The organism is Serratia sp. H1w (assembly GCF_000633355.1).
In the GTDB taxonomy this organism is placed as follows: domain Bacteria; phylum Pseudomonadota; class Gammaproteobacteria; order Enterobacterales; family Enterobacteriaceae; genus Chania.
On the sequence record NZ_AYMQ01000092.1, the window covers coordinates 17214 to 42558 of the forward strand.

Annotated in this window: 30 protein-coding genes; 12 read left to right on the forward strand and 18 right to left on the reverse strand. The window is 57.4% G+C overall.

Annotated features, from left to right (window positions below):
- Nucleotides 1-5 precede the first annotated feature (5 nt).
- The gene (locus tag U869_RS0120670) at nt 6-896 is read right to left on the reverse strand and encodes a LysR substrate-binding domain-containing protein (protein WP_025121502.1); all 891 of its coding nucleotides are present in this window, start codon (nt 894-896) and stop codon (nt 6-8) included.
- Between the two features lie 129 nt (nt 897-1025).
- Between U869_RS0120670 and U869_RS30155 the strand changes: the two genes are divergently transcribed.
- On the forward strand, nt 1026-1583 hold the full coding sequence (locus U869_RS30155; protein ID WP_025121503.1) for a hypothetical protein: 558 nt from the start codon (nt 1026-1028) through the stop codon (nt 1581-1583).
- 142 nt (nt 1584-1725) lie between these two features.
- On the opposite strand, the gene U869_RS0120680 is transcribed toward U869_RS30155, so the two are convergent.
- The 3 genes from U869_RS0120680 to flgA all read right to left on the reverse strand — a co-directional run bounded on the left by U869_RS0120680 (nt 1726) and on the right by flgA (nt 3272).
- Nucleotides 1726-2160, reverse strand: a complete 435-nt coding sequence (locus U869_RS0120680; RefSeq protein ID WP_025121504.1) for a flagella synthesis protein FlgN — start codon at nt 2158-2160, stop codon at nt 1726-1728.
- A gap of 21 nt (nt 2161-2181) precedes the next feature.
- A complete protein-coding gene (gene flgM, locus U869_RS0120685; RefSeq protein WP_025121505.1) occupies nt 2182-2493 on the reverse strand; it encodes a flagellar biosynthesis anti-sigma factor FlgM in 312 nt (103 codons plus the stop codon).
- Between the two features lie 122 nt (nt 2494-2615).
- Nucleotides 2616-3272: a flagellar basal body P-ring formation chaperone FlgA gene (gene flgA, locus U869_RS0120690; protein WP_025121506.1), complete on the reverse strand. Its 657-nt coding sequence runs from the start codon at nt 3270-3272 to the stop codon at nt 2616-2618.
- Nucleotides 3273-3435: 163 nt separating this feature from the next.
- On the opposite strand from flgA, the gene flgB reads away from it, so the two are divergent.
- The 11 genes from flgB to flgL all read left to right on the forward strand — a co-directional run bounded on the left by flgB (nt 3436) and on the right by flgL (nt 13639).
- Nucleotides 3436-3849 (forward strand): flagellar basal body rod protein FlgB, encoded by a 414-nt coding sequence (gene flgB, locus U869_RS0120695; protein ID WP_025121507.1) that lies wholly within the window; start codon nt 3436-3438, stop codon nt 3847-3849.
- Between the two features lie 5 nt (nt 3850-3854).
- Nucleotides 3855-4259, forward strand: coding sequence for a flagellar basal body rod protein FlgC (gene flgC / locus U869_RS0120700; RefSeq protein WP_025121508.1), 405 nt, complete (start codon nt 3855-3857; stop codon nt 4257-4259).
- Nucleotides 4260-4274: 15 nt separating this feature from the next.
- Nucleotides 4275-4982 (forward strand): flagellar hook assembly protein FlgD, encoded by a 708-nt coding sequence (gene flgD, locus U869_RS0120705; protein WP_025121509.1) that lies wholly within the window; start codon nt 4275-4277, stop codon nt 4980-4982.
- A gap of 82 nt (nt 4983-5064) precedes the next feature.
- Nucleotides 5065-6303, forward strand: a complete 1239-nt coding sequence (gene flgE, locus U869_RS0120710) for a flagellar hook protein FlgE (RefSeq protein WP_025121510.1) — start codon at nt 5065-5067, stop codon at nt 6301-6303.
- Nucleotides 6304-6315: 12 nt separating this feature from the next.
- Nucleotides 6316-7071 carry a flagellar basal body rod protein FlgF gene (locus tag U869_RS0120715; protein ID WP_025121511.1) on the forward strand — a complete coding sequence of 252 codons (756 nt, stop codon included), beginning with the start codon at nt 6316-6318 and terminating at the stop codon, nt 7069-7071.
- Between the two features lie 17 nt (nt 7072-7088).
- Nucleotides 7089-7871 (forward strand): flagellar basal-body rod protein FlgG, encoded by a 783-nt coding sequence (flgG, locus tag U869_RS0120720; RefSeq protein WP_025121512.1) that lies wholly within the window; start codon nt 7089-7091, stop codon nt 7869-7871.
- Nucleotides 7872-7990: 119 nt separating this feature from the next.
- Entirely contained in the window at nt 7991-8650 is a 660-nt protein-coding gene (gene flgH, locus U869_RS0120725; RefSeq protein ID WP_051588670.1) for a flagellar basal body L-ring protein FlgH, read from the forward strand.
- Between the two features lie 10 nt (nt 8651-8660).
- Nucleotides 8661-9761 carry a flagellar basal body P-ring protein FlgI gene (locus U869_RS0120730; RefSeq protein WP_025121514.1) on the forward strand — a complete coding sequence of 367 codons (1101 nt, stop codon included), beginning with the start codon at nt 8661-8663 and terminating at the stop codon, nt 9759-9761.
- Nucleotides 9761-10702: a flagellar assembly peptidoglycan hydrolase FlgJ gene (gene flgJ / locus U869_RS0120735; RefSeq protein ID WP_025121515.1), complete on the forward strand. Its 942-nt coding sequence runs from the start codon at nt 9761-9763 to the stop codon at nt 10700-10702. Before U869_RS0120730 ends, flgJ begins: the two co-directional genes overlap by 1 nt.
- 260 nt (nt 10703-10962) lie before the next feature.
- The gene (gene flgK / locus U869_RS0120740; RefSeq protein ID WP_025121516.1) at nt 10963-12615 is read left to right on the forward strand and encodes a flagellar hook-associated protein FlgK; all 1653 of its coding nucleotides are present in this window, start codon (nt 10963-10965) and stop codon (nt 12613-12615) included.
- A 61-nt stretch (nt 12616-12676) separates the two neighbouring features.
- Nucleotides 12677-13639: a flagellar hook-associated protein FlgL gene (gene flgL, locus U869_RS0120745; protein ID WP_025121517.1), complete on the forward strand. Its 963-nt coding sequence runs from the start codon at nt 12677-12679 to the stop codon at nt 13637-13639.
- Nucleotides 13640-13929: 290 nt separating this feature from the next.
- Here the strand turns inward: flgL and sra are convergent, their stop codons facing one another.
- The 14 genes from sra to fliF form a co-directional block, all read right to left on the reverse strand.
- On the reverse strand, nt 13930-14052 hold the full coding sequence (gene sra / locus U869_RS32420) for a stationary-phase-induced ribosome-associated protein (protein ID WP_198530690.1): 123 nt from the start codon (nt 14050-14052) through the stop codon (nt 13930-13932).
- A gap of 302 nt (nt 14053-14354) precedes the next feature.
- Nucleotides 14355-15137, reverse strand: a complete 783-nt coding sequence (fliR, locus tag U869_RS0120755; protein ID WP_025121518.1) for a flagellar biosynthetic protein FliR — start codon at nt 15135-15137, stop codon at nt 14355-14357.
- A 2-nt stretch (nt 15138-15139) separates the two neighbouring features.
- Nucleotides 15140-15409 (reverse strand): flagellar biosynthesis protein FliQ, encoded by a 270-nt coding sequence (fliQ, locus tag U869_RS0120760; RefSeq protein WP_025121519.1) that lies wholly within the window; start codon nt 15407-15409, stop codon nt 15140-15142.
- A gap of 182 nt (nt 15410-15591) precedes the next feature.
- A complete protein-coding gene (gene fliP, locus U869_RS0120765; RefSeq protein ID WP_025121520.1) occupies nt 15592-16347 on the reverse strand; it encodes a flagellar type III secretion system pore protein FliP in 756 nt (251 codons plus the stop codon).
- A complete protein-coding gene (gene fliO, locus U869_RS0120770; protein WP_025121521.1) occupies nt 16344-16751 on the reverse strand; it encodes a flagellar biosynthetic protein FliO in 408 nt (135 codons plus the stop codon). Before fliO ends, fliP begins: the two co-directional genes overlap by 4 nt.
- Nucleotides 16751-17164 carry a flagellar motor switch protein FliN gene (gene fliN, locus U869_RS0120775; RefSeq protein WP_025121522.1) on the reverse strand — a complete coding sequence of 138 codons (414 nt, stop codon included), beginning with the start codon at nt 17162-17164 and terminating at the stop codon, nt 16751-16753. The genes fliO and fliN overlap by 1 nt, the downstream gene beginning before the upstream one ends.
- Nucleotides 17157-18161: a flagellar motor switch protein FliM gene (gene fliM, locus U869_RS0120780; protein WP_025121523.1), complete on the reverse strand. Its 1005-nt coding sequence runs from the start codon at nt 18159-18161 to the stop codon at nt 17157-17159. The genes fliN and fliM overlap by 8 nt, the downstream gene beginning before the upstream one ends.
- A gap of 6 nt (nt 18162-18167) precedes the next feature.
- Nucleotides 18168-18656 carry a flagellar basal body-associated protein FliL gene (gene fliL, locus U869_RS0120785; protein WP_025121524.1) on the reverse strand — a complete coding sequence of 163 codons (489 nt, stop codon included), beginning with the start codon at nt 18654-18656 and terminating at the stop codon, nt 18168-18170.
- Between the two features lie 135 nt (nt 18657-18791).
- Nucleotides 18792-19994 carry a flagellar hook-length control protein FliK gene (locus U869_RS0120790; protein WP_025121525.1) on the reverse strand — a complete coding sequence of 401 codons (1203 nt, stop codon included), beginning with the start codon at nt 19992-19994 and terminating at the stop codon, nt 18792-18794.
- Nucleotides 19991-20437 carry a flagellar export protein FliJ gene (fliJ, locus tag U869_RS0120795; RefSeq protein WP_025121526.1) on the reverse strand — a complete coding sequence of 149 codons (447 nt, stop codon included), beginning with the start codon at nt 20435-20437 and terminating at the stop codon, nt 19991-19993. Before fliJ ends, U869_RS0120790 begins: the two co-directional genes overlap by 4 nt.
- Before the next feature lie 18 nt (nt 20438-20455).
- Nucleotides 20456-21817 (reverse strand): flagellar protein export ATPase FliI, encoded by a 1362-nt coding sequence (gene fliI, locus U869_RS0120800; protein WP_025121527.1) that lies wholly within the window; start codon nt 21815-21817, stop codon nt 20456-20458.
- Nucleotides 21817-22515: a flagellar assembly protein FliH gene (fliH, locus tag U869_RS0120805; RefSeq protein WP_025121528.1), complete on the reverse strand. Its 699-nt coding sequence runs from the start codon at nt 22513-22515 to the stop codon at nt 21817-21819. The genes fliI and fliH overlap by 1 nt, the downstream gene beginning before the upstream one ends.
- Nucleotides 22508-23500 carry a flagellar motor switch protein FliG gene (gene fliG, locus U869_RS0120810; RefSeq protein ID WP_025121529.1) on the reverse strand — a complete coding sequence of 331 codons (993 nt, stop codon included), beginning with the start codon at nt 23498-23500 and terminating at the stop codon, nt 22508-22510. The genes fliH and fliG overlap by 8 nt, the downstream gene beginning before the upstream one ends.
- Entirely contained in the window at nt 23497-25179 is a 1683-nt protein-coding gene (fliF, locus tag U869_RS0120815; RefSeq protein ID WP_029987732.1) for a flagellar basal-body MS-ring/collar protein FliF, read from the reverse strand. Before fliF ends, fliG begins: the two co-directional genes overlap by 4 nt.
- Nucleotides 25180-25345 lie beyond the last annotated feature (166 nt).

Below are 25345 nucleotides of genomic sequence, written 5' to 3' on the forward strand. Positions count from 1 at the left end.
ACAGGTTAGTCTGACGCTATTTGCCTTAACAGCCAGTCGCGCAAAGCGATAATATCAGGGCGCTGCGCGGTCTCTTCCGTGGTAACCAGATAATAGCGGGCACCAGGCAACGACATCTCGAACGGAGCAGTTAACACCCCGCGCTGCAGGAGGTCCCGCGCCAACAATTGGCTGGCGATCACCACGCCTTGCCCCGCAATCGCCGCTTGCAGTGCATGAGTTTCATCGCTGAAGGTCAGTCCCGCATCAATATGCAGATCCTGTGGCCCGTAGTTTCGCTGCCAGTTTTGCCAACTTGGGGAGTCGGCGGGAACCAAGCGGTTTTCCACATGAAACAGAGTCACCCCACGCAAATCGTCGATTTCCGCCAGCGCCAACGATGGGCTGGCTACCACGATAAAGCGATCCTCATACAGTAAGGTCGAGCGCAGCGTTTGTTCCGGCATTTCCCGATAGCGAATGGCGACATCGACAGTGCGCTGCGTTAAATCAACCCGTTCAACGCTGGTGTGTAAACGTAGGTCGATGTCTGGGAACCTCGCCTTGAAATCGGCCAGGCGCGGCACCAGCCAATGGGTAAGAAAATTGGAGGTGGTGGTCACCGTCAGAGCCTGAGGCTGTTGGGAGTGCATAATCTGCGCGGCGGCTTGCTCCAGAGCGGCAAACGCGCGTTGCGTACCGCTATACAGAATCTCGCCAGTTGCGGTCAGGCTAACCCCGCGAGCGTTGCGTTCGAAGACCCGACATTCCAGTATCGACTCCAGTAATTTTATCTGATGGCTGATCGCCGTTGCGCTGACGCCGAGTTGCTCACCAGCCAGTTTAAAGCTGTTACAGCTGGCAACCGCATGAAAAGCGCGCAAAGCGCCTAGCGGGGGGAGACGTACTTTTTTCATGGCTGAATTATTCTCATCTAAGGCTGAGATCTATGAGTTTGTTATGAATATATACCTTGGGTAGGCTGATGGCATTCGATTAATGGAGTGAGATTTTTTCATCATTCTACATCAGTGTCAGGAGTCGTTATGAGAACGCCAGCAGAAGTGAGTGCCGCAGACACGGTCGGGCAGCCGGAGGTTATTGCCCGCACCATCGTGTACAGCGTGTTGATATCGTCAGCAGTCTTGTTGTTGAAGGTTAGCTGGGGCAGGCCTGAGGTTGCCATCACGCTGTTGTTGGCACTGCTGCTCGCCAATGCCGGTGGAGTAGCGTTAGTGCGCTTGCTGGCGAGGGAAAAGCAGCGAACCTTGGCCGCGTTATGGCGCAGCCTGTTGCTCTGCGCTGCCGGGTTGTTATTGCTGGATCTGTTTGGCCGTAATGATTGGCTGCATATGCTACCGGGGATAGTGATCGCTGGCATTGGATTGGGGAGCGCCAGCCAGGTGACGTCGGCGTTGTTGCAACCGATGGGCAACATCACCGTAGTAGCCGCTACCGTCTTGCTGGCGATCATCGCTGCCTTGTTGTCGGTGACATTACTGATCCAAATGCAAGTAGCGACGAACTTTGCTATCGCGTGGTTGATCGATCTGGTGTTATTGGGGGCGTTGGTCGTGCGCATCGCGGAGCGCGATGCTGAATAAGTACTCAGTGAAAGTTCGCTCGATTTTGCGAACATGTTGTGGGTTAAGCATTGTCCCCCTCACCTTAGTCCTCTCCCAAAGGGAGAGGGAACTGAACGTGCTACATTGATGAAATTAACCGGTGTTGGCGGGTTAATGGCGTTTAAACCCCAATCTTGCGGCCTAACAGGCTACCGGCGCGGGATTGGCCATCGGGGCCATACAGCGATTTATTCTGTTTGTTCAACACCGCCAGCGCCTGTGTATTGTGTGCAATATGATGATTGAGCAGCATGCCGTTATGGTTATTTTGCTCACGCAATTGCAGGCTCAACTGTTGTACTTGCTGCCATTTGGCTGCCAACTGCGCTTGGGCATCATAAGGCGCCTGACAGTGTTGCAATCGTTCTTGCTCCAGCCGCTGTTGGTCCAGATAGTTGACCGTAGCCAGCAGTTCGCTTTTAGCGTCGGTCACGCGTTGCAAAGCCACGCCAACCAACGTCTTTGAGCATAGCAATGTATGCTCTTGCGTTTGTACCGTGCCTAACGCCTGCAAGGTTTCCAGCAGCTTATCCAGCAGTTGTGCCAGGTTTTCCATATCAATGACTCACCCTTGGTGTTAACCGCGATCGTCGCTAGACATCCATTCGCTTTGCACGTCTTGTAACAAGGCGTCGGCTATTTTGCCGGTATCCATCTTTAATTCGCCATTGCGGATCGCCTGCTTGATGGTTTCCACCCGCTCCAGGTTGATATCCTGAGTGCCTGGCTGCATCAGGCGTGCCTGTGCGTCGCTCAGCTTAACCTGGGTGCCGCTGACCGCAGTTTCCGTTGATACTTTTTTGCGCGCCTGTACTGCGCTGTCTGGCTGTGTGTCTCGCGGCTGTACCGTCGGGACGGGTTGCAACCGTTGGGTACGATCGATACTCATGTTCAATCTCCATCTGTGCCACCGCTGCCTAGGCAACGGGAAGGTCAAATCTGTGGCCCTGGTGGCCGGAAAAATGCTGCTATGACTATCTTATCGGCAAGCTTTGGCAAAGCTTTATTTTTTTATAAAGTAATACGAATTGTGCCATCGCCATCGGCAATACCACTAACAATCTGCCCCGAGGCCATGCGCACACGCACACTATCTTCGGCGGCGGCGTTGTTCATTGCCTTGCCTGCTCCGCTGATATTGAATCCGTTCCCCTGAGCCATCACCTGTACCGCTTGCCCGGCCTTGATCACCCAGGCCCGGCGCAACATGACCGGATTCAACGGTTGACCAGGGCTGATATTGCGCAGGCTGACGGCGCCGATCGCCTTGCCGCTGTCGGTCAGGGTGCGCGCCGGTAAGGTATCCAGCCGGCCGGTTTTCAGTTTGAGATCCTCTGCGGTCAGCTTACTGCCCGCGCTAATCCCCCGTGCCGCAACCAGATAATGTCCCATCACCTGCACTTGTACCTGAATAAAGCGCCGCTCTTGACCACAGCGGGCCGAGATACTGATATTGCCCCAGCGGCGAGCGTTTTGCGGTAAAGAAAGCTGCGGCAATTCGCATTCCGGCCAACGACTTGCTGGCGTGCGCAGTTGCACCTTAACGTCGGTCACGTCGGCATTACCGGCAAATTGTGCCTCGATAAAGCGCTTCACCTGATCGTTCAGGCCCTCGGCGTGCGCGTTCAGGCCGATCAGCAAGCCAGCCAACAGCAGGATCCTTTTCATATTTAGCCTCAACAGACGCAGCGACGACAGAGGGACAAGTGTAACCGTTACGCGCACAGGCTAAGCAGACAAATAGCGACGCATTTTGCCCTTATTCCCACGATAGGCTGACAGGTGGGGCGTTTATGCTGTCGACTCCAAATTCTAACCTCGCGGAGGGAGCATGCTCGATAAATTGGACGCTGCTCTGCGTTTTGGCCAGGAGGCGCTGAACCTACGCGCCCAGCGGCAGGAAATTCTGGCGGCCAACATCGCCAACGCAGATACGCCGGGCTATCAGGCTCGTGATATCGATTTCGCCAGCCAGTTGAACAAAGTCATGGATCAGGGGCGCGTCAGCGGCAGCGGTATTGCGCTGAATCTGACCTCAGCGCGCCATATCCCGGCGCAGAACATGCAGCCACCGTCGCTGGACCTGCTGTTCCGTGTACCGGATCAGCCTGCGATGGACGGTAACACGGTAGATATGGACCGTGAGCGTACCAACTTTGCCGATAACAGCCTGAAATATCAAACCGATCTGACGCTGTTGAACGGCCAGATCAAGGGCATGATGTCCGTGCTGCAAGGAGGGTAATCCCTGTGTCGTTATTGAATATTTTTGATATTTCGGGGTCGGCCCTGTCCGCGCAATCCCAACGTATGAACGTCAGTGCCAGCAATATGGCCAACGCCGACAGCGCCACCGGACCGGATGGTCAGCCTTATCGGGCCAAACAGGTGGTGTTTCAGGTCGCGGCAGCAGCGGGCCAGTCGACCGGCGGCGTACGCGTTGCGCAGGTGGTTGACGATCCCTCGCCGGAGCGCCTGGTGTTCCAGCCGGGTAACCCGCTGGCGGATGCCAAAGGCTATGTGCGGATGCCCAACGTCGATGTGGTTGGGGAAATGGTCAACACCATCTCGGCTTCGCGCAGCTATCAGGCCAACGTCGAAGTGTTGAATACCACCAAATCCATGTTGATGAAAACCCTGACGCTGGGTCAGTAACCGGAGCTTTTATTTATGGCCATTGCCGCCACGACCAATGAATCCCTCGATAACAGCATTGCCGGCACCGGCGCCAAAAACGGTGCCGGCAATACCAGCCAGGATCTGAGCAACAGCTTCCTGACGTTGCTGGTGGCCCAGTTGAAAAACCAGGATCCCACCAACCCGATGCAAAACAACGAACTGACCACCCAACTGGCTCAGATTAATACGGTCAGCGGGATTGAGAAGCTCAACACCACGCTGGGATCGATTTCCGGCCAGATCAGCGGCAACCAGTCCATTCAGGCCAGCTCGCTGATTGGTCACGGCGTAATGGTGCCGGGCAAAGAGATCCTGGTGGGTAATGATGAGGGCAAGGTCAGTACCACACCATTTGGCGTCGAGCTGGAACGCACCGCCGATGCGGTGACGGCCACCATCAGCGATGCCACCGGCAAAGTGGTACGCACCATCGAGCTGGGCGGGTTGACCGCCGGTGTGCACTCCTTCTCTTGGGACGGTTCGCTGGAAGATGGCACCAATGCGCCTGACGGAGCTTACACCGTGGCGATCAACGCCAAAAACGGCGGTGAGCAACTGGTGGCCCAGCCGCTGCGTTTTGCCATGGTTAACGGCGTTACGCGCGGCACGGACGGTGCAAAACTGGATCTGGGAGTGGCGGGAACCTCTACGCTGGATGACGTACGCCTGATCCTGTCCAAACTGAGTTCGTCCAACTAAGCGTAGTGATTTTCCACGTCGGCAATGGATCGCACACCGATCCTGAAGACACCTTTTTACATGACCTATTTCGGAGAACGACATGGCTTTTTCTCAAGCGGTCAGCGGTTTAAACGCGGCAGCTACCAACCTGGATGTGATCGGTAACAACATCGCCAACTCCGCCACCTATGGCTTCAAATCCGGCAGCGTTTCCTTTGCCGATATGTTTGCCGGTTCACAGGTCGGGCTGGGCGTGAAAGTGGCGGGGATCACCCAAAACTTCAACGGCGGCACCACCACCAACACCAACCGGGCTATGGATATCGCCATCAGCCAGAACGGCTTTTTCCGTATGCAGGACGCCGATGGCGGCATCTTCTATACGCGTAACGGCCAGTTCATCATGGATGCCAACCGTAACATCACCAACATGCAGGGGCTGAGCCTGACCGGCTACCCGGCAGCCGGTTCACCGCCAACTATTCAGCAGGGGGCCGACCCGGTACCGCTGAGCATTCCTGAAGGCATGATGAACGCCAAAGCCAGCACCAACGGCAATATGGTGGCCAACCTGAAATCGACCCATCAGCCGCCAGAGGTGAAACCGTTCGATCCTAACAAGACCGATTCGTTTAACTACGTCAACACCATTACCACCTACGATACCCTGGGTAATGCTCACAACATCAACGCCTACTTTGTGAAAACGGCCGATAACCAATGGGACGTTTACACCCAGGATGGCAGCGTGACCGGTGCTCCGTCAGCCAAAGCGGGCAGCCTGAACTTTGACACCAGCGGTGCGCTAACAGGCACTCTGGATGCGCAGGGCCAGCCGAGCGCCACACCGTTCAACCTGGTCGTGCCAATGTCGGCTAAAGATGGCGCACTGGCGCAAACCTTCAACCTGAGCTTTGCCGGTAGCCTGCAACAGAACGTTGGCAGCGACTCCGTCAGCAAGCTGGCCCAGGACGGCTATGCCACCGGGGAATATCAAGGCTTCCAGATCAACAAAGACGGCACCGTGGTTGGGGTATACAACAACCAGCAAACCCAGCTGTTGGGCCAGATCGTGTTGACCAACTTCTCCAACCCGGAAGGGCTGGCAGCGCAAGGCGATAACGTCTGGAAGGAGACCGGTGCTTCAGGCCAGCCACGCGTAGGCCTGGCCGGTGGTGGCGGCTTTGGTTCGCTGACCAGCGGCGCGCTGGAGTCTTCCAACGTCGATTTGAGTCAGGAACTGGTGAACATGATTGTGGCGCAGCGTAACTACCAGTCGAACGCGCAAACCATCAAAACCCAGGACTCGATCCTGCAAACGCTGGTCAGCCTGCGCTAATAGGATTGCTTTATGGATCACGCGATTTATACCGCGATGGGTGGTGCCCGGCAAACGCTGGAGCAGCAGTCGGTGACGGCCAACAACCTGGCCAACGCCTCAACGGCGGGGTTCCGTGCACAACTGTCGGCGCTGCGTGCGGTGCCGGTTGATGGGCCGAGCATGCAGACACGTACGCTGGTCGCCGCTTCAACGCCAGGGGCCGATATGAGCCAGGGGCCGTTGAACTACACCGGGCGGCCGCTGGACGTGGCATTGCAACAGGATGGTTTTCTGGCGCTACGGCTGCCGGATGGCACCGAAGCCTACAGCCGTAACGGCAGCATCCAGATCTCCTCCACCGGGCAGTTGACGGTGCAGGGCGTGCCGCTGATGGGCGATGGCGGGCCGATTGAAGCGCCACCGCAGGCGGAGTTGACGCTGGCGGCAGACGGGACTATCACGGCGCTGAGTGCGGGCGATCCGCCCAATACCATTTCCCAGATCGGCCGTCTGAAGCTGGTGAAGGCCGATGCGCGGGAAGTGGTACGCGGCGATGACGGCCTGTTCCATCTGACGGCGGCGGCTCAGCAGCAGCGTGGCAACCAACTGCCGAACGATCCCGATGTGCGGATCATGCCGGGAGTGCTGGAGGGCAGCAACGTCAAACCGTTGGAAACCATGGTCGATATGATCGCCAACGCCCGTCGGTTTGAAATGCAAATGAAGGTCATCCACAGCGTGGATGAAAACGCACAGCGCGCCAACTCATTGCTGTCAATGAGCTGAGAGCAGAGGAATAAATCATGATCCCATCCTTATGGATTGCCAAAACCGGTCTGGATGCGCAGCAGACCAATATGGACGTGATCGCCAACAACCTGGCGAACGTCAGCACCAACGGGTTTAAACGCCAGCGTGCGGTATTTGAAGATCTGCTGTACCAGACCATGCGCCAGCCCGGAGCTCAGTCTTCCGAGCAGACCACGCTACCTTCCGGTTTGCAGATTGGTACTGGCGTGCGTCCGGTCGCGACCGAACGTATCCACAGCCAGGGTAACCTGTCGCAGACCAACAACAGCAAAGACGTGGCGATCAAGGGGCAGGGCTATTTCCAGGTGGTGTTGCCAGACGGCACTCAGGCCTATACCCGCGACGGTTCGTTCCAGATCGACCAGAACGGCCAACTGGTGACCGCCAGCGGCTACCAGGTGCAACCGGCGATCACCATTCCGGCCAACGCCTTGAGCATTACCGTAGGCCGTGATGGCATCGTCAGCGTGACTCAGCAAGGTCAGACGGCGGCGCAGCAGGTCGGGCAGTTGACGTTGACCACCTTTATCAACGACAGCGGCCTGGAGAGCATGGGTGAAAACCTGTATCAGGAAACCGAAAGCTCCGGAGCGCCGAACGAAAGTACTCCAGGCCTCAACGGGGCGGGGCTGTTGTATCAGGGTTATGTTGAAACCTCTAACGTCAACGTGGCGGAAGAGTTGGTCAACATGATCCAGACCCAGCGTGCCTATGAGATCAACAGCAAAGCAGTATCAACGTCCGATCAGATGCTGCAAAAGCTGACGCAACTGTAATCGACGGGCGCAGCTTGCTGCGCCCGTAATCCTTATCCAGAGCAACAAAGGCGATACCCGTGGTAACCACCTTTTTAGCGGCCAGTGTGCCGCAGCAAGGCAAGCGCGTCCTGGCCGGGATGCTGATGCTGACAGTCAGCGGCTGTGCCTATATTCCGCATACCCCTTTGGTTGACGGGGCTACCACGGCTCAGCCAGCACCGGCAGGCGCCCCGGTGCCGAACGGTTCAATTTTCCAGACGGTGCAGCCGATGAACTACGGCTATCAGCCGCTGTTCGAGGATCGTCGCCCGCGCAATATCGGCGACACGCTGACCATCGTGCTGCAAGAAAACGTCAGTGCCAGCAAGAGTTCATCTGCCAACGCCAGCCGCAACGGGGCAAGCAAGTTCGGCGTGGCCACGTCACCACGTTACCTCGATGGGTTGCTTGGTAATGCGCGAGCCGACATGGATATCTCCGGCGACAGCACCTTTGGTGGCAAGGGCGGAGCCAACGCCAACAACACCTTTAACGGCACCATCACCGTCACGGTCAATCAGGTGCTGGCCAACGGCAACCTGCACGTGGTGGGCGAAAAGCAGATCGCCATCAATCAGGGCACCGAATTCATTCGTTTCTCCGGTGTGGTTAACCCCCGCACCATCAGTGGCAATAACTCGGTCACGTCCACCCAGGTGGCGGATGCACGCATTGAATACGTCGGTAACGGCTATATCAATGAGGCGCAGACCATGGGGTGGCTACAGCGCTTCTTCTTAAATGTTTCACCGTTCTAAGGATTGACCGATGCTGAAAAAGTTACTTCTCACACTGTCCATGATGCTGGTTTGTTTACCGGCGACGGCGGAACGCATCCGCGATCTGGTTTCGGTACAGGGCGTGCGTGACAACGCCTTGATTGGTTACGGCCTGGTGGTGGGACTGGACGGCTCCGGTGACCAGACCATGCAAACCCCATTCACTACCCAGAGCTTGAGCAACATGCTGTCGCAACTGGGGATCACCGTGCCGCCGGGCACCAACATGCAGCTGAAAAACGTGGCGGCGGTGATGGTGACCGCCAAGTTGCCGCCATTCTCCCGGGCGGGGCAGAACATCGACGTGGTGGTGTCCTCTATGGGTAACGCCAAGAGCCTGCGTGGTGGGACATTGCTGATGACGCCGCTGAAGGGCGTTGATAATCAGGTATACGCACTGGCGCAGGGTAATGTGCTGGTCGGTGGGGCCGGTGCTTCCTCCGGGGGCAGCAGCGTGCAGGTCAATCAGTTGGCCGGTGGCCGCATCAGTAACGGGGCTTCCATCGAACGCGAATTGCCGACCACCTTCGGCCAGGACGGTGTGATCAATCTGCAACTGAATGACGATGATTTCACCTTGGCGCAGCAGATCAGCGACGCCATCAACCGTCAGCGTGGCAGCGGTACTGCCTCACCGCTCGATTCCCGCACCGTTCAGGTGCTGGTGCCGCGTGGTAATAGCTCGCAGGTGCGCTTCCTGGCGGATATTCAGAATATCAGCATTAACGTCGGGGCGATGGATGCCAAGGTGATCATCAACTCCCGTACCGGCTCGGTGGTCATGAACCGTGATGTGGTGCTGGATTCCTGCGCGGTGGCGCAAGGGAACCTGTCGGTGGTGGTCGATCGGCAAAACACCGTCAGCCAGCCGGATACGCCATTCGGCGGTGGCCAGACCGTGGTGACACCGAATACCCAGATTTCCGTGCAGCAGCAGGGTGGTTCGCTGCAAAAAGTGAATGCCAGCGCCAACCTCAATAACGTGGTGCGTGCGCTGAATGCGCTGGGGGCGACACCGATCGATCTGATGTCGATCCTGCAAGCCATGCAGAGCGCTGGCTGCCTGCGTGCCAAGTTGGAAATTATCTGATGAGCAGCGATTTGATGGCCATGTCTGGGGCGGCCTATGACACCCAGTCATTGAACGGGTTGAAGCGCGATGTTGCCGCCGATCCTCAGGGCAATATCAAGCAGGTGGCCCAACAGGTGGAAGGGATGTTCGTGCAGATGATGCTGAAAAGCATGCGTGCGGCATTGCCGCAGGATGGCGTGTTGAGCAGCGACCAGACGCGGCTGTACACCTCAATGTACGATCAGCAGATCGCCCAGCAGATGTCGCAGAAAGGCCTGGGGCTGGCGGACATGATGGTCAAGCAACTGTCTGCCGGGAACAATCGCCCAAGCGAAACCGCAGGGACGGTGCCCATGGCGCTGGACAACGAGGTGCTGCAAACCTTACCGCATCAGGCGCTGGAACAGATGGTGCGCCGGGCGGTGCCCAAAATGCCGCCGGTGCCTTCCTTACCTCTGAGCAATGGCAACTTTGTCGCGCAACTGTCCATTCCTGCTCGCGTTGCCAGCCAGCAAAGCGGTATTCCACACCAGTTGATTATGGCGCAGGCTGCGCTGGAGTCTGGTTGGGGGCAACGTGAGATCCCGGCTGCGGATGGCTCACGCAGTTACAACCTGTTTGGTATCAAGGCGGGTAGCAGTTGGGACGGCCCGGTAACGGAGATCACCACCACCGAGTTTGAGGAGGGCGTGGCGAAGAAGATCAAAGCCCGCTTCCGCGTGTATGGCTCCTATATGGAAGCTATTGGTGATTACGTCAAACTGCTGACCAACAACCCGCGCTATGCCAACGTGGCCAGTGCCAGCAGCCCTGAGCAGGCGGCACATGCGTTACAAAAGGCCGGTTACGCGACCGATCCACAGTATGCCAAAAAGCTGGTCAGTATGATCCAGCAGATGAAAAACGCCGGGGAGCAGGTGAGTAAAGCCTATACCCACGATTTGCAGGATCTGTTTTAGTCCCCTCACCCCAACCCTCTCCCCAAAAAGGAGAGGGAGCCAGTTCGACGTTGTGGTTAGGCACAGAATTAATCTGTGGCACGGACAGTCCCCTCTCCCTTTGGGAGAGGGTTAGGGTGAGGGGAAATACCAACCGCGAACCGACAATTTTACCTCAAGTTTTCCGACGGATGGCCGATAACCCAAACAGGCTGGATGGCAACGCCCGGCACACTATTTGACTTCTGTGGGCCGCTGGCACCGCAGCATAAGGAACCTCTATGTCCAACAGCTTAATCAATACCGCGATGAGTGGCCTGAATGCGGCGCAGGTCGCGCTTAGCACCGTCAGTAACAATATTTCCAACTATAACGTGGCGGGCTATAACCGCCAGACCGCGATCCTGGCGCAAAACGGCGGCCTGGGCACCATGAACGGCTTTATCGGTAACGGAGCCACCGTGACTACGGTCAATCGCGAGTATAACCAGTTCATCATGACCCAGCTGCGCGGGGCGCAAAGCGAGGCTTCGGCCCAAAGCAGCTATTTTGAGAAAGTCTCCCAGATCGACAACCTGCTGGCGTCCAAAACCAACACCCTGGCGTCGGGTATGGAAGATTTCTTCAAAAACCTGCAAAACGTTGTCAGCAATGCCGGCGATGATGCCGCCCGTCAGACCGTACTCGGCAAGGCCAACGGCCTGGTGAATCAGTTCAACAATGCGGATAAGTATCTGCGTGATATGGATTCAGGCGTCAACCAGCAACTGAGCGACAGCGCCACGCAGATCAACACCTACAGCCAGCAGATCGCCCGCTTGAATAACGAAATCACCCAGGTGCGCGCCAGCAGCGGTGGTGGCGAGCCGAACGCCTTGCTGGATCAGCGCGATCAGTTGGTGACGGAGCTTAACAAGGTGGTTGGGGTTCAGGTCACCCAGCAGGATGGTGATGCTTATACCGTGACCTTCGCCAACGGTTTGACGCTGGTGCAAGGCAATTCCTCCTATCAGGTGGCTGCGATCCCTTCCAGCAAAGATCCATCTCGCCTAACGCTCGGTTACGATCGCGGCAATGGCACCAACGAAATCCCGGAAAGCCAGATTGGCAGCGGTAGCGTCAGCGGCGTGTTGAAGTTCCGCAGTGAGTCATTGGATGGTGCCCGTAACCAACTGGGGCAACTTGCTCTGGCGCTGGCCGACAGCTTTAACCAGCAGCATCGTGAAGGTTTTGATATCAACGGCGACGCAGGCGGGGATTTCTTCAGCTTCTCCGGTGGCCGTGCGGTCAACAATACCAACAACACCGGTAATGCCTCGCTGTCGGTCGACTTTACCGACACCAGCAAGATCAAAGCCAGTGATTACCGTGTGGAGTTTGACGGTGCCAACTGGCAGGTCACGCGCCTGGCCGATAACGCTAAAGTACCTGCTACCGCAGGCACCGATGCGGATGGCAAGCCGACGCTGAGCTTTGATGGCCTACAGATCGGCGTGACGGGCAGCGCGAAAAAGAATGACAGCTTTACCGTCAAACCGGTCAGCGATGTGGCCGGTAGCCTGAAGGTGGCCATCAGCGATTCGGCCAAGTTTGCTGCCGCAGGGGCGGAGGATGGCGGTAAGGGCGATAACGACAACGTCAAGAAACTGCTCGATCTGCAAACCGCCAAAGTGGTGGAAGGCAAGGCAACCTTGAGCGGAGCCTATGCCGGATTGGTCAGCAGCGTGGGTAACCAGACCGCCACCGCCAAGGTCAACAGCACCTCACAAAACAATATTGTGACCCAGTTGCAAACCCAGCAGCAGTCTATCTCCGGGGTTAACCTGGATGAAGAGTACGGCGAGCTGCTGCGTTTCCAGCAGTATTACATGGCCAATGCGCAGGTGATCCAGACTGCCAGCTCGTTGTTTGACGCCATACTGAATATCCGTTGATTTTACCGTTAATCACAGCCGGCCTCCCGGCTGTGGATGCCCTTATTGAGGAACCCAACCCATGCGCATGAGCACCAGCATGATCTACCAACAGAATCTGTCGGGGGTCACCAATAATCAGTCTCTGTGGATGCAGTCCGGGCAGCAGCTTTCCAGCGGCAAGCGCGTGCTTTACCCTTCGGACGATCCGTTAGCGGCGTCACAGGCGGTGATGATCTCGCAGTCGATGTCGGAAAACAGCCAGTACGCGTTGGCGCGCACCTTTGCCCGTCAGAATATCTCGATGGAAGAGACCGTGCTGCGTAGCGCTGCCGACGGTATCAAGGACATGAAAACGCTGATCGTCAACGCCGGTGACGGTACCCTCAGCGACAATGACCGCGACTCGTTGGCCACTCAGTTGCAAGGGCTGAAAGATCAGTTGCTTAGCCAGGCCAACAGTACCGACGGAAACGGCCGCTTTATTTTCGCTGGCTTTGCCAATGATAAAGCGCCGTTTGTCGATCAGAATGGCACGGTGGTTTACCAGGGCAGCAATTCGGCCATTGAACAGAAAGTGGATGCCAACCGCACCATGACCGTGGGCCATACCGGCAGTTCGGTGTTTATGTCATTGACCAGCAATGTGAAACCGGAGCCGGATGGCAGCCCTTCGGAAGCCAACGTGTTCAACAGCATCGACTTGGCGTTGAAGGCGTTGAAGACCCCGTTGCAGGGGGCCGATGAGGCCACCCGCGCCCAGGTCACCGCCGATCTCGACAAGGCAAGCCGTGGGCTGGATAACAGCTACAACAACGTGTTGAGTACCAGTGCGGTGCTGGGGACCCAGTTGCAAGAGTTGGATGTGTTGGACAGCATCGGCGTGGAAAATAACACGGCGAACCAAAACCAGCTGACCGCGCTGGTGGATGCGGATGTGGTGGAGGCGATTTCGTCCTACTACATGCAGCAGGCCGCCTTGCAGGCATCGTATAAAACCTTCAGCGATATGCAAGGTATGTCACTGTTCCAAATGAACCGCTAATACCCGTCGTCTTTCAAACTACAGCGTTGTTACCTGCACTTGCCCACCCCAGTCACTTACAAAAACGTAAGCTCCTGGGGATGAGCAAGCTTGTCGCCTAGCTGTAGCTTGAAATCCATAGGGTATTAATTCTTGATGGCTTATATTCATTGAGTAGGGCACGGCGCGCTATAAAGTGGATATAAAGCGCCGCGCCGTTTTTACACAGCCTGATTTAACGCCGGGAAACGTCAAGATATTCCGACTGGATAAGTAACCTTTATTTTTAATACTACGCGCTGAAATGCGCGTTATTTTTTCTTTTTGGCGACGGTCCAGAATTTACCGCACTCGGATGGCGTGATCTGGATGCGGTTGGTGACCCAATGTGCCATGCCTAAGGCTCTGCGTGCTTTCCTGTTTTTCATCTTCATTCCATGCTCCTGGCCATGCTTAGGTAGATAAAGCGAGATAAATAAAATACCGCAGCCCGCAGGCACGGTTATTTTATTTTTCGGATTGTTGGTTGTTTCAATAAATCACCAGCCAAATTAATGACTTTTTTAGCGTATTGCTACGCTGAGAGATTTATTTAATGAGGCCATTCTAAGGTGGGTATTTTATTATTCAAGTCCGGGCGAATAATCGCCGCTAAATCTGGTTAATTTGCCTTTTTCAACTTTTTATCTCGGAAAATATTTTTCCCTGCTAGTTTGTCTCGCGGCTAAACTTGGCGTCAAGCGGACATGCCACCGATCACCACCGCCAGCCGATCGAAAAACTCGCCGAACAGATGCTCACAGAACGGGGCTAGCATCGGCATCATCATACCCAGGGTCAGCATACCGATGGTCAAGGTCACGGGAAAACCGATGACAAACACTGATAGCTGCGGAGTGACGCGGTTGAGCAGGCCAAGCGCCAGGTTCAGCGTCAGCAGCAGGCAGATCAGCGGCAGTGCCAACATCATCCCGTTAATGAAGATCAGCGTGCCTGCCTGGGTTAACGCCAGGAAACCGTTGCCGTTCAGCGGTTGAGCCTGGATTGGCAACGTGTGGAAGCTGTCTGCCAGCAGTGAGATCAGCCACAGGTGACCATCAAAGCTGAGGAACAATAGCATCGCCAGCAGGTTCAGCAGCCGTGCCAACAGCGGCGTATTGGGGCCGCCGGAAGGATCGAAGAAGGTGGCGAAGGACAGCCCCATCTGCATGCCGATCACTTCACCCGCTAGGCGCACTGCCGCAAAGGCAAACTGCATGGTCAACCCAATCGCCACACCGATAAGGATCTGCTGTACGGCCATCCATAGGCCAGTGGCGGAGAACAGTGGGATATTGCTGGTGGGCAGCGTGGGGGCGATCAGCAACACGATCAGGCCACCCAGGCCAATTTTCACCCGTTTGGAGATCTGTTTTTCGCTGAACAGCGGGGCAGTGCTAATCAGTGCCAGGATGCGTAGCAGCGGCCAGAAAAACTGGCTGAGCCAGACGGTCAGTTGGGCGCTGTCAAAGGTCAGCATGGCTAGCCGATCAGGTTCGGCAGGTTACTGAACAGCATGCGCATATAATCCAGCAGCAGATTCAGCATCCACGGCCCGGCGATAATCAGGGTGGCGACCACGGAGAGAATTTTGGGAATAAACGACAACGTCATTTCGTTAATCTGGGTGGCGGCCTGCAACAAGCTGACGATGAGCCCGCTGAATAGCGCGGCTAACAGCAGCGGGGCGGCCAGCGCCAGGGCCACTTTCATCGCTTCCGTACCCAGCGCCATTACCGATTCTGGTGTCATTTTTATTCTCCAATATGGGGGAGCTTTTGGCCCCTCACCCTAACCCTCTCCCCAAGGAGAGGGGATCGATCGAGTTTGCTGCTGCTTCAGTGTTTTTGCCGAGGGTGCAGAGACTTATCAACGACACCATTCGGCTCCCTCTCCCTGTGGGAGAGGGTTGGGGTGAGGGGGACACTCAAGATCTAGCTATAAAAACTCTGTGCCAACGATCCCAACAGCAGTTGCCAGCCGTCCACCAACACAAACAGCATCAGCTTGAACGGCAGCGAGATGGTTGCGGGTGGCACCATCATCATCCCCAGCGCCATCAGCACGCTGGCCACCACCAGATCGATGATCAGGAACGGAATAAACACGGTAAAACCAATCTGGAAGGCGGTTTTCAGCTCACTGGTCACATAAGCGGGCAACAGAATACGCATCGGGACGGCCTCTGGGCCTTCCAGAGCGGGCAAGTTAGCTAACCTGGCGTACAGGGCCAGATCGCTTTCCCGCGTCTGGCGCAGCATAAACTCGCGCAGCGGTTGCGAACCTTTGTCGATCGCCACCTCCATGCTGATCTTATCCTGACTGAACGGCAGGTAGGCATCCTGGTAAACCTTGTCGAACACCGGCGACATGATGAAGAAGGTCAGAAACAGTGCCAACCCGAGCATCACCTGATTGGGCGGTGCCGACGGGGTGCCAAGGGCGTTACGCAGCAGTCCCAGTACGATGATGATACGGGTGAAGCTGGTCATCATCAGCAGCATCGCAGGCAGGAAGCTGAGTGAGGTGATCAGGACCAGCGTTTGCACCGGCAGCGTCCAGCTTTGGCCGCCGTTGGCCGTCGGTTGGCTAATCAGCCCCGGCAACTGTGCCAAAGCGGCTGGGCTGAGCAGGAGCAGGCCTGCGGCCAGCAGCGGGCCAACTGCCCGGCGATGGAGAAATGAATTCATGCCGTTTTATCCGGGCGTTTTAACACGTTTTGCATTAACTGGCGGAAATCTGCCGGTGATTTTGCATCGGTTGCTGCCTGCGCGGCTGGTGGTGCAGACAGAGTGTGTAACGGGGTGATCTGCTGAGCTGTGACGCCCAGCACCAGCCAGGTGTTATCCACTTCAACGACCACCACACGTTCGCGTTGGCCCACCTGACAACTGGCACGCAGGTTCAGCAATTTTTGATTGCCACGGGCCTGCGGGGCCAGCCCCAGCCGACGAAACAGCCAGCCAGCGAGCAGGATCAGCAGCAAAATAGCGCCGAGCGCGCTGCTGACCTGCATCAATACCGAGCCGGTGGGCAGCGCCGAGCCGGTGGGCTGCTGAATGCTTTGCGTCTGAACGCTGGCGTTGGGGTTCATCAGCGGCTCAGACGGCGCATGCGCTCGGAAGGGGTGATGATATCGGTGATACGTACGCCGAACTTGTCGCCGACGACCACGACTTCACCCTGGGCAATCAGATAGCCGTTGATCAGGATATCCAATGGTTCACCGGCCAGACCATCCAATGCCACTACCGACCCTTGTGACAGGCGCAGCAGCTCTTTGATGGTCATCTTGGTGCGTCCCAACTCCACGGTCAGCTTGACCGGGATATCCAGGATCAGATCGATATCTTGCAGGCTACCCAACGCATCCTGAGCTTCCAGCGTCTTGAAGACGCCTTCGGTAGAGGCGGATTTCTCGGTCGCCTGCTGCTCGTTAAACGCATCAGCCCACAGATCGTCTACGGAGCCCGTTTCTTCGCTAGACGGTTGTTTAGGATCACTCATTGGGCTGTTCCTCACTCAGGGCATTCAAAATAGGGTTAATCAAATGTTCAACACGCAGGGCGTACTGCCCGTTTAAGGTGCCGTATTGGCTGGTCAAGACCGGGACGCCATCCACATGGGCGATCAGGCGATCCGGTTTATCGATCGGTAACACGTCGCCTGGCTGCAGTTTCAGCACTTTCGACAGGCGCATCGGGATATCGACAAAGTTGGCGATCAACTCCAGTTCGGAATGCTGAACCTGCTTCACCAGCGTTTCCCGCCACTGGCTGTCTTCCTGGCGGGCATTCTCCAGCGGTGGGTTAGTCAACAGCTCACGCAGTGGCTCGATCATGGCGAATGGAATACAGATATTGAACTCGCCGCTCAGCGCACCAATCTCCACCTGGAACGGCGTGGTCACCACGATATCGTTGGGGGAGGTGGTGATATTGGTGAACTTGACCTGCATTTCGGCGCGCACGTATTCCACATTGATCTTGTAGATGGCGCTCCAGGCATCGCCGTAGGCGTCCAGTGCCAGGCGCAGCATGCGCTTGATCACCCGTTGCTCGGTCGGCGTAAACTCCCGCCCTTCGACCTTGGTGGGGAAACGGCCATCGCCACCGAACAGGTTATCCACGGCGATAAATACCAGGCTGGGGGCAAATACAAACAGCGCCGTACCGCGCAGCGGATTCAGATGCACCAGGTTCAGGTTGGTTGGCACCGGCAGGTTGCGGGCAAATTCATGGTAAGGCTGGATCTTGATCGATCCGACGGTGATATCCGGGCTGCGGCGCAGCAGGTTAAACAGCCCCATACGGAACTGACGGGCGAAACGCTCGTTGATGATTTCCAGCGCGTGCAGACGCTCACGCACCACACGGCGCTGAGTCGTGGGATCGTAAGGTTTGACTTCGCTTTCCTGACCGATAACGACAGCGGGTTCATCCGCTGCGCTGTCGCCATTGAGCAATGCGTCGATCTCGGCCTGTGAAAGAATACTGTCGCCCATGGTTAATTACCGCAGTATGAAGGCGGTGAACAGCACATCGCTGACCACTTGCTTCGGTTGTCCTGCCACCAGCGGTGGGCTGAGCACGTCTTTAATCTGTGCCACCAGTTGCTGTTTCCCTTGCTCGTTGGCCAGTTGATCCGCTGCCTGCCGTGAAAGCAGCATCAGCAGGCGGCTACGCACCTCTGGCAGAAAATCGTTCAGTTGGCGGCGCGTTTCTTCATCGGGCAGGCGCAACGTCAGGCCGATATACAGCACGCGATCGGGGTTATTATCCGGGGTGACCAGATTGACGGTAAAGGTATCCAGCGGCATAAACACCGGTGCCGGGGGCGGCAGCTTTTTCGCCTCGGCGGGTTGACCCTCTTTATCTTGTTGCATCAACCACCAGCTATAGCCTGCGGCACCGCTGGCACCCAGGGCGATCAGTACCAGTAGGATCACCAGTATCGGGCGTTTCTTTTTTGCTGCTGTTGGCAGGGAATTCTGAGACATTGCTAAACCAAATCCTGTTCTCTGCGCGCTACCAAGCTGCACGCATTACATGTAATTCCATTATCCCGCTTATTCGGGCCTGCAATAGCCAGAATAGGCGGGGAAAAGCGTGCCAGCTTGGGCGTTTGCACGCCGTCAGGCGAAAATATCAACGCCGTCGATCGAGCGTGCCATTGCCTGTAACGCCGCTGGTGTCGTCACCGCCTCAACGCCAATCTCGGCGCTGCCGTGTTGTTCACGGTAAGACGGCTGCCCGCCTTGGTGTGAAGCCTGCTGCTGTGACTGTTGCGGCTGGGGCAACGATTCGCCGCCCACGCTGCTCTGGCCAAGGTTGATGCCGCTTTCCGCCAGCGCATGACGCAGATGGGGAAGCGCTGCTTCGACCGCAGCACGAACCTGGCCGTGTGCCGAAGCGATATGCAACAGAGCCTGGTTATCGTCGAGCTTCAGCGTGATTTGCAAAGCCCCCAACTCCTGCGGATGCAGGCGCAATTCGGCGCTCTGTTGGCCGTTGCGTTGGAACATCAGCACCTGCTGACCCAATGCCTGCTGCCATTCCGGACTGCCGAGTTGGGCGTTCAGCTGTGGCGTTGCGGGTGCGCTCACCGTCGCGCTGACCGGGTTGCTGGCGATGACCGGGCTGGAAACGGGGGCAGGGGCGGTGTGCTGTGGCAACGAAGACGATGGTGCTGATTCAGCCGCCAGCTTTAGTGGCGTTGCCGCGTCGTCCTGGTTACCATCGGCCGGAGAAGACAACGCTGTAACCGTTTCCGCTTTAGCGGCCAGGTTGGATTTGTCGTCTACGCTGGTGGGTGCTTTGGCTGCCGCTTTACCGGAGGCTGGCAACGTGGGTTTGTCGCTCAGAGTGGCTGATAGCGAGGAAGTGGCGGTCAGTTGCGCTTCATCACCGTTTGGCTCATCAGCGCTGGCAATGCCATTTCCTTGCGGCGGCATCACGGTGGCTGGCAGCATGGCAAACAGGGCTTGCAAGCTAGCCGTATCCAACGCGTCGACCGTCTGTAACGGCTTTTCTTCTTTGCTCTTGCTATCGTCTGCCGCGCCCAGCTCCTGCGGAGCGGCCAACAACTGCCCACGATCGCTAAAGGAGGCCAGCAGTTGGTTAAGCTGTTGGCGGTTAAGGGTCGGGATTTGTGGATCCGCTGCCAGTAGCTGTGCCGCGTTTGGCTTGCCCATTGGCTGCCCATCTGGCGTGAAGCGCTCGCCTAGCAGTTGAGCAAAGCTGGCAGCCAGCCCGGCATCATCCAACGACAGTGCGGTAAGGCCAGTCTCCGTACCGTCAGCGGTCGGCGGTAGGCCAGAGAGAACGTTGAGATTCATGGATTCAGATTCCTTTGTGAACTACGTTGCGCGAACTCATCCATCAGTTTTTGGTCACGCTTGTTTTCCAGCATCAGTTCGGCGCTGAGGGCGCGGGTGTTGAGCGTTTCGAACGCGTTCAGCCGCTGCTGCTTGTCCTGCCACTGCTTGACCGCCCGTTCTACTTTCTCGCTCCACTGCACCAACTGCTGGCGGTGCTGGTTGATGGCCTGTTCGAGCGTGCCGATAAACTGTTGGTAGTTTTGCCAACTGGCGGAGCCCATCCCGCTACACAGGGTGCTGTTCAGCTTTTGCCGATACTCATCCTGGTAGTTGAGCAGCATGGCAAGCTGCTGCTCCGCCGCCTGTTGCGCCTGACGTGCCTGGCCAAGGTGTTGTGCGGCCTGTTCTACGGCATCCTGCGCCAGATCTCGCAGAATAATCAGCGGTGACTGTGGTTTCATGGTGCTCAGGCTCCGTGGTTAAACAATCAGTTGCTGTAATTGCTGGCAGGCTTCGTCATAGCCGCTGCGCTCGAAAATGCCCTGTTGCAGATAGGCTTCCATCTGCGGATACAGCGTCATGGCCTTGTCCAGCAGCGGATCGCTGCCTGCGGCGTAGGCTCCCACGCTGATCAGATCGCGGTTACGTTGGTAACTGGCCAGCATCTGTTTGAAGTTGCGTACCCGGCGATAATGGTCCTCATCAATCAATGAGGTCATGGCGCGGCTGATTGAGGCTTCAATATCGATCGCCGGGTAGTGTCCCGCCTCTGCCAATCGCCGCGAAAGCACCACATGGCCATCGAGAATGGCGCGTGCCGAGTCGGCAATCGGATCTTGCTGGTCATCGCCTTCGGTCAACACGGTATAGAAAGCGGTGATGGAACCGCCGCCGCTGATGCCATTGCCCGCACGTTCTACCAATGCGGGCAGTTTGGCGAAAACCGAAGGCGGGTAGCCTTTGGTGGCCGGGGGTTCGCCGATCGCCAGGGCGATTTCACGCTGCGCCATGGCGTAGCGGGTCAGGGAGTCCATGATCAGCAGCACGTGCTGGCCGCGATCGCGGAAATCCTCGGCGATGCGGGTGGCATAGGCGGCCCCTTGCATACGCAGCAGCGGGGAAACATCTGCCGGTGCGGCGATCACCACCGAACGGGCACGTCCCTCAGGGCCGAGGATATTTTCGATAAAGTCTTTCACTTCGCGGCCACGTTCGCCGATCAGACCGACGACGATCACGTCGGCCTGGGTGTAACGTGCCATCATGCCGAGCAGCACGCTTTTACCGACGCCGGAACCGGCGAATAGCCCCATGCGCTGGCCACGGCCCACGGTGAGCAGCCCGTTGATGGTACGTACGCCTACGTCGAGTACCTGCTCGATCGGGGTACGCTGCAACGGGTTGAACGGGGCGGTGATCAGCGGTGCGCGATAGCCAGTATCCGGTGCTGGCAGGCCATCGAGCGGTTTGGCACCGCCGTCGAGTACCCGGCCAAGCAACGCCGGGCCAAGGGGTAACTGTTTGCTGGCGCTTTGCCCTTCGGGCGAGACGCGGGCATAGACACGTGCTCCGGGCACGATGCCGTCGACTTCTTCCAGTGGCATCAGGAACAACCGCTGGCCGTTAAATCCGACCACTTCGCTTTCGACTTCCTGCACCACACCGCTGTCATGGCGTTCGATCAGGCAGGTTGCCCCTAACGGCAATTGCAAACCGGTGGCTTCCAGCACCAGCCCGGTAGCTCGGGTCAGGCGACCATAGCGACGTACCGCGGGCGCACGGGCAATGCGTTTCTCCAGACTATCCAGCGAGTTCAGCCAGCGGCCGAGACGAACGGTCATCACAGCTCTCCCAGTGCAGCCAGGCGGCACAGTTCATGCCAACGGGTGGCCAGGCTGGCATCCAGATCGCCTTCTTCTGCGCTCACCTTGCAGCCACCAGGATGTAACTGACCGTCCGCCAGTAACCGCCAGCCGTGCAGGCTAAGGGTCATGCCAAGCTGTTGCTCCACCCGTTCATAATCGTCAGGGTGAACACGCAACTGAGGTTTGCCACTGAACATCGGTTCCTGCTGGATCAACTGTTGGATCTGGCCGAGCAGGGCGGTGCCATCGCAGACCGGCGCTTGGCCGATCACCTGTTTGGCCGCCGTCAGGGCCAATTGCATCAGGCGTGAGGCAATCACGCTGTCGAGCGCATCCAGCGTGTGCTGGAACTCGGTCACCAACTGCTGCCAATGTTCGGTGATTGGCTGCTGCTGCTGTTGGCCCGCCAGAATGCCTTGCTGACGGCCTTCCTCCAGCCCGGCCTGGAAACCCGCGTCGTAGCCTTTTTGTTGGCCCTCGGCAAAGCCTTGTTGCTGGCCTTGCTGCTGGGCCTGCAAACGTAGCATCTCCAGCCGTTGCTGCTCGTTGATACTGTCATCCTGCGGGATGGTGATCACCTCCGGCGGGATTTCCGGTGTCAGCACCGGTTTGGGCTCCGCCAGATCGTTAGGTGACCAGGGCTGCCAGGGCAGGGTGTTAAGGCGATCAGACATAGGTGTCCTCGCCACCGCCGATGATCATTTCGCCGGTTTCTGCCAGGCGGCGCACCACCAACAGGATGGCTTTCTGTTCGTTCTCCACCTGCGACATGCGCACCGGGCCACGGTTGGCCAGATCGTCGCGCAGGATATCGGCGGCGCGTGCCGACATGTTCTTGAGGAACTTCTCGCGCAGTGGCTGTTCGGCACCTTTCAGGGCGATCAGCAGAGATTCGCTTTCCACGTCCTGCAACAGGCGCTGGATGCTGCGATCGTCCACTTCGACCAGGTTTTCGAACAGGAACATCTCGTCGATGATTTTCTGTGCCAGCTCGCCGTCGTATTCGCGCATGGCATCGATAACCGCTTCTTCCTGCTGAGATTTCATCAGGTTGATAATTTCGGCGGCGGTACGTACGCCACCCATCTTGCTGCGCTTGAGGTTCTGGCCATCCAGCAGATTGTTGAGCACTTCGGTCAGCTCTGCCAGAGCGTCCGGCTGGACACCGCCGAAGGTGGCTATACGCAGCATCACATCGTTGCGCAGGCGCTCGTCGAACTGCGCCAGGATATCCGCCGCCTGGCCGCGTTTGAGGTGTACCAGGATGGTGGCGATGATCTGCGGGTGTTCGTCGCGGATCAGGTCGGCAGCGCTCTGCGGCTCCATAAAGTTGAGCGTTTCCATGCCGGAGGTGTCTTCCCGTGATTCGAGAATATCCTCCAGCAGGCTGCTGGCACGTTCTTCACCCAAGGCTTTAACCAGCACCGAACGCAGGTAGTCGCTGGCGTTGACGCTCAGCGCGGCGTACTGTTCGGCATCGTCTTCAAACTCGGAGAGGACTTCCCCCAACTGTTTATGCGACACCTGGCGCATGGTGGCCATGGTGCCACTCAACTGCTGCACTTCGCGCGAGGAGAGATGCTTGAAGACTTCGGCGGCGCGATCTTCACCCAGCGTCATCAGCAGAATGGCGCTCTTTTCGGTACCTGTCAGGCTCATAGTTCGTTACTCATCCATTGACGGATCACCAGGGCGACCACGCGTGGATCTTTATCGGCCAGTTCGCGGATCCGCTGGCCCTGGACTTCAGCATTGACGCGCTGCTGGGATTTCTTATGCAGCGCCTGCTCTTCATGACTTGGCTTATTGACCTCAGCAGGGCGGTTGGCTGGTGCATTGGCTGCGGCAACCATGGCTTGCTGAGCGATCTGACGGCTTTGCAACTGCGGACGTACCAGTTTGCGCCACAAAATCCAGGCCACCAGCAGTACCAGCAAATAGCGGCCTGCGTTGAACAGTTGATCGATAAACGATTGTGATTGCCAGAAAGGCAACTCGCCGCCGGTCTGCTCCACGTCGTTGAACTGGGTGCTGACCACGTTGAGCGTATCGCCACGGCTGCTGGAATAACCCATCGCCTCGCGGACCAGCGATTCCACTTGGGCCAACTGCTCTTTGCTCATCGGCCGTGGTTTGCCGTCTTTATCGGTGCCCAGCGTGTTCAGCACTACGGCGACCGACAGACGCTCCACCGACCCGGCTTTGTGCTGGGTATGGCGAATGGTGCGATCCACCTCGTAGTTAGTGGTTTCGTCACGGCGACTGTTTTGCGCTACGTTGCTGCTTGCCCCGGTGCGCGTGTTGGTATTGGCATTGTTGGCCGTGGCCGGTGTGTTACCCGCCGTGGTGGCTTTTGGCGTTTCGATCGGTGCCGTCGGTGCTGCGCTAGGCTGGTTGGAAAGCGCACCCGGTACGCCGCCGATCTGTTGCCCGCCGTTCTGTTCACTCAGGCTGAGTTGTTTGGAACGTATCGCGGATTTATCCGGCTGTTGGTTGGGCTGGTACTGTTCGTCGGTTTGCTCGCGGGTGGCAAAATCGATTTGGGCCGTGACCTGAGCGCGTACGTTCGCACTGCCGACAATAGGCGCCAGAATGGCTTCAATACGGCGCTGATAGCGGTTCTCGACCTCGTTGGCGTATTTCAGCTGTGCGGCGTTGAGATCGCGCCCGGTACCATCGGATTGGGTCAGCAAGCGGCCAGCCTGATCGACCACCGTGACGTTGCCCGGCGGTAAACCGGCCACGCTGCTGGACACCATATAGACCACGGCATTGATCTGGCCGTCGTCCAGGGTGCGGCCAGGTTGCAGTGTTAACGTCACCGAAGCCGAAGGGTTTTTTTGTTCACGCACAAACAGTGAAGGTTTAGGCAGAGCCAGATGCACGCGGGCATTCTGTACCGGTCCAAGAGATTCAATAGTGCGCGATAGTTCGCCTTCCAGCGCCCGCTGGTAGTTGATCTGTTCGCTGAACTGGCTGATACCGAATTTTTCCTGATCCAGCAGCTCAAAGCCGACGGCTCCTCCCTTAGGCAGCCCCTGTTGCGCTAGACGCAGGCGGGTTTCATGCACCTTTTCCGCCGGGATCATCAACGCTGAGCCGTTCTCGGTAAAGCGATAGGGGATGTTCATCTGCGTCAGTTGCGTGACGATAGCGCCGCCGTCGCGATCGTTGAGATTGCTGTACAGCACGCGGTAGTCCGGGCTTTTTGCCCATAACGTCAGCGCAACCACGATAGCAATCGCCGCCGAGGCTGCGATCAGCAGTGGAATTTTAGGGTTGGCACGCAGCCGGTTCCATAGGGCCAGCAGGCCGTTATCACGGCTCTCACCATTCATGCTGGTACCCACTCAGGTGGGTTCGAGGTATGGCTAGCGTTGTTGTGTGATGACAAAACAGACTCCCTGATACACAGTTCTTTACGGCCTAACAAAAGCGCCCCCATTTTCGGGCATGCCATTATTTGCCCTAAAGGTCGATTTCGATGGCCCGATAAACCGGTGT

Coding starts and splice junctions, on each gene's coding strand:
- fliG (WP_025121529.1), bottom strand. CDS start 23,500: ATGAGCCTGACAGGTACCGAAAAGAGCGCCATTCTGCTGATGACGCTG.
- fliN (WP_025121522.1), bottom strand. CDS start 17,164: ATGAGTGATCCTAAACAACCGTCTAGCGAAGAAACGGGCTCCGTAGAC.
- fliF (WP_029987732.1), bottom strand. CDS start 25,179: ATGAATGGTGAGAGCCGTGATAACGGCCTGCTGGCCCTATGGAACCGG.
- flgM (WP_025121505.1), bottom strand. CDS start 2,493: ATGAGTATCGATCGTACCCAACGGTTGCAACCCGTCCCGACGGTACAG.
- fliL (WP_025121524.1), bottom strand. CDS start 18,656: ATGTCTCAGAATTCCCTGCCAACAGCAGCAAAAAAGAAACGCCCGATA.
- flgB (WP_025121507.1), top strand. CDS start 3,436: ATGCTCGATAAATTGGACGCTGCTCTGCGTTTTGGCCAGGAGGCGCTG.
- flgG (WP_025121512.1), top strand. CDS start 7,089: ATGATCCCATCCTTATGGATTGCCAAAACCGGTCTGGATGCGCAGCAG.
- fliP (WP_025121520.1), bottom strand. CDS start 16,347: ATGAATTCATTTCTCCATCGCCGGGCAGTTGGCCCGCTGCTGGCCGCA.
- flgH (WP_051588670.1), top strand. CDS start 7,991: ATGCTGATGCTGACAGTCAGCGGCTGTGCCTATATTCCGCATACCCCT.
- U869_RS0120670 (WP_025121502.1), bottom strand. CDS start 896: ATGAAAAAAGTACGTCTCCCCCCGCTAGGCGCTTTGCGCGCTTTTCAT.
- U869_RS0120790 (WP_025121525.1), bottom strand. CDS start 19,994: ATGAATCTCAACGTTCTCTCTGGCCTACCGCCGACCGCTGACGGTACG.
- flgK (WP_025121516.1), top strand. CDS start 10,963: ATGTCCAACAGCTTAATCAATACCGCGATGAGTGGCCTGAATGCGGCG.
- U869_RS30155 (WP_025121503.1), top strand. CDS start 1,026: ATGAGAACGCCAGCAGAAGTGAGTGCCGCAGACACGGTCGGGCAGCCG.
- fliH (WP_025121528.1), bottom strand. CDS start 22,515: ATGTCTGATCGCCTTAACACCCTGCCCTGGCAGCCCTGGTCACCTAAC.
- flgL (WP_025121517.1), top strand. CDS start 12,677: ATGCGCATGAGCACCAGCATGATCTACCAACAGAATCTGTCGGGGGTC.
- fliJ (WP_025121526.1), bottom strand. CDS start 20,437: ATGAAACCACAGTCACCGCTGATTATTCTGCGAGATCTGGCGCAGGAT.
- flgE (WP_025121510.1), top strand. CDS start 5,065: ATGGCTTTTTCTCAAGCGGTCAGCGGTTTAAACGCGGCAGCTACCAAC.
- fliI (WP_025121527.1), bottom strand. CDS start 21,817: ATGACCGTTCGTCTCGGCCGCTGGCTGAACTCGCTGGATAGTCTGGAG.
- fliO (WP_025121521.1), bottom strand. CDS start 16,751: ATGAACCCCAACGCCAGCGTTCAGACGCAAAGCATTCAGCAGCCCACC.
- U869_RS0120715 (WP_025121511.1), top strand. CDS start 6,316: ATGGATCACGCGATTTATACCGCGATGGGTGGTGCCCGGCAAACGCTG.
- U869_RS0120730 (WP_025121514.1), top strand. CDS start 8,661: ATGCTGAAAAAGTTACTTCTCACACTGTCCATGATGCTGGTTTGTTTA.
- U869_RS0120680 (WP_025121504.1), bottom strand. CDS start 2,160: ATGGAAAACCTGGCACAACTGCTGGATAAGCTGCTGGAAACCTTGCAG.
- flgJ (WP_025121515.1), top strand. CDS start 9,761: ATGAGCAGCGATTTGATGGCCATGTCTGGGGCGGCCTATGACACCCAG.
- fliM (WP_025121523.1), bottom strand. CDS start 18,161: ATGGGCGACAGTATTCTTTCACAGGCCGAGATCGACGCATTGCTCAAT.
- flgA (WP_025121506.1), bottom strand. CDS start 3,272: ATGAAAAGGATCCTGCTGTTGGCTGGCTTGCTGATCGGCCTGAACGCG.
- flgD (WP_025121509.1), top strand. CDS start 4,275: ATGGCCATTGCCGCCACGACCAATGAATCCCTCGATAACAGCATTGCC.
- fliR (WP_025121518.1), bottom strand. CDS start 15,137: ATGCTGACCTTTGACAGCGCCCAACTGACCGTCTGGCTCAGCCAGTTT.
- fliQ (WP_025121519.1), bottom strand. CDS start 15,409: ATGACACCAGAATCGGTAATGGCGCTGGGTACGGAAGCGATGAAAGTG.
- sra (WP_198530690.1), bottom strand. CDS start 14,052: ATGAAGATGAAAAACAGGAAAGCACGCAGAGCCTTAGGCATGGCACAT.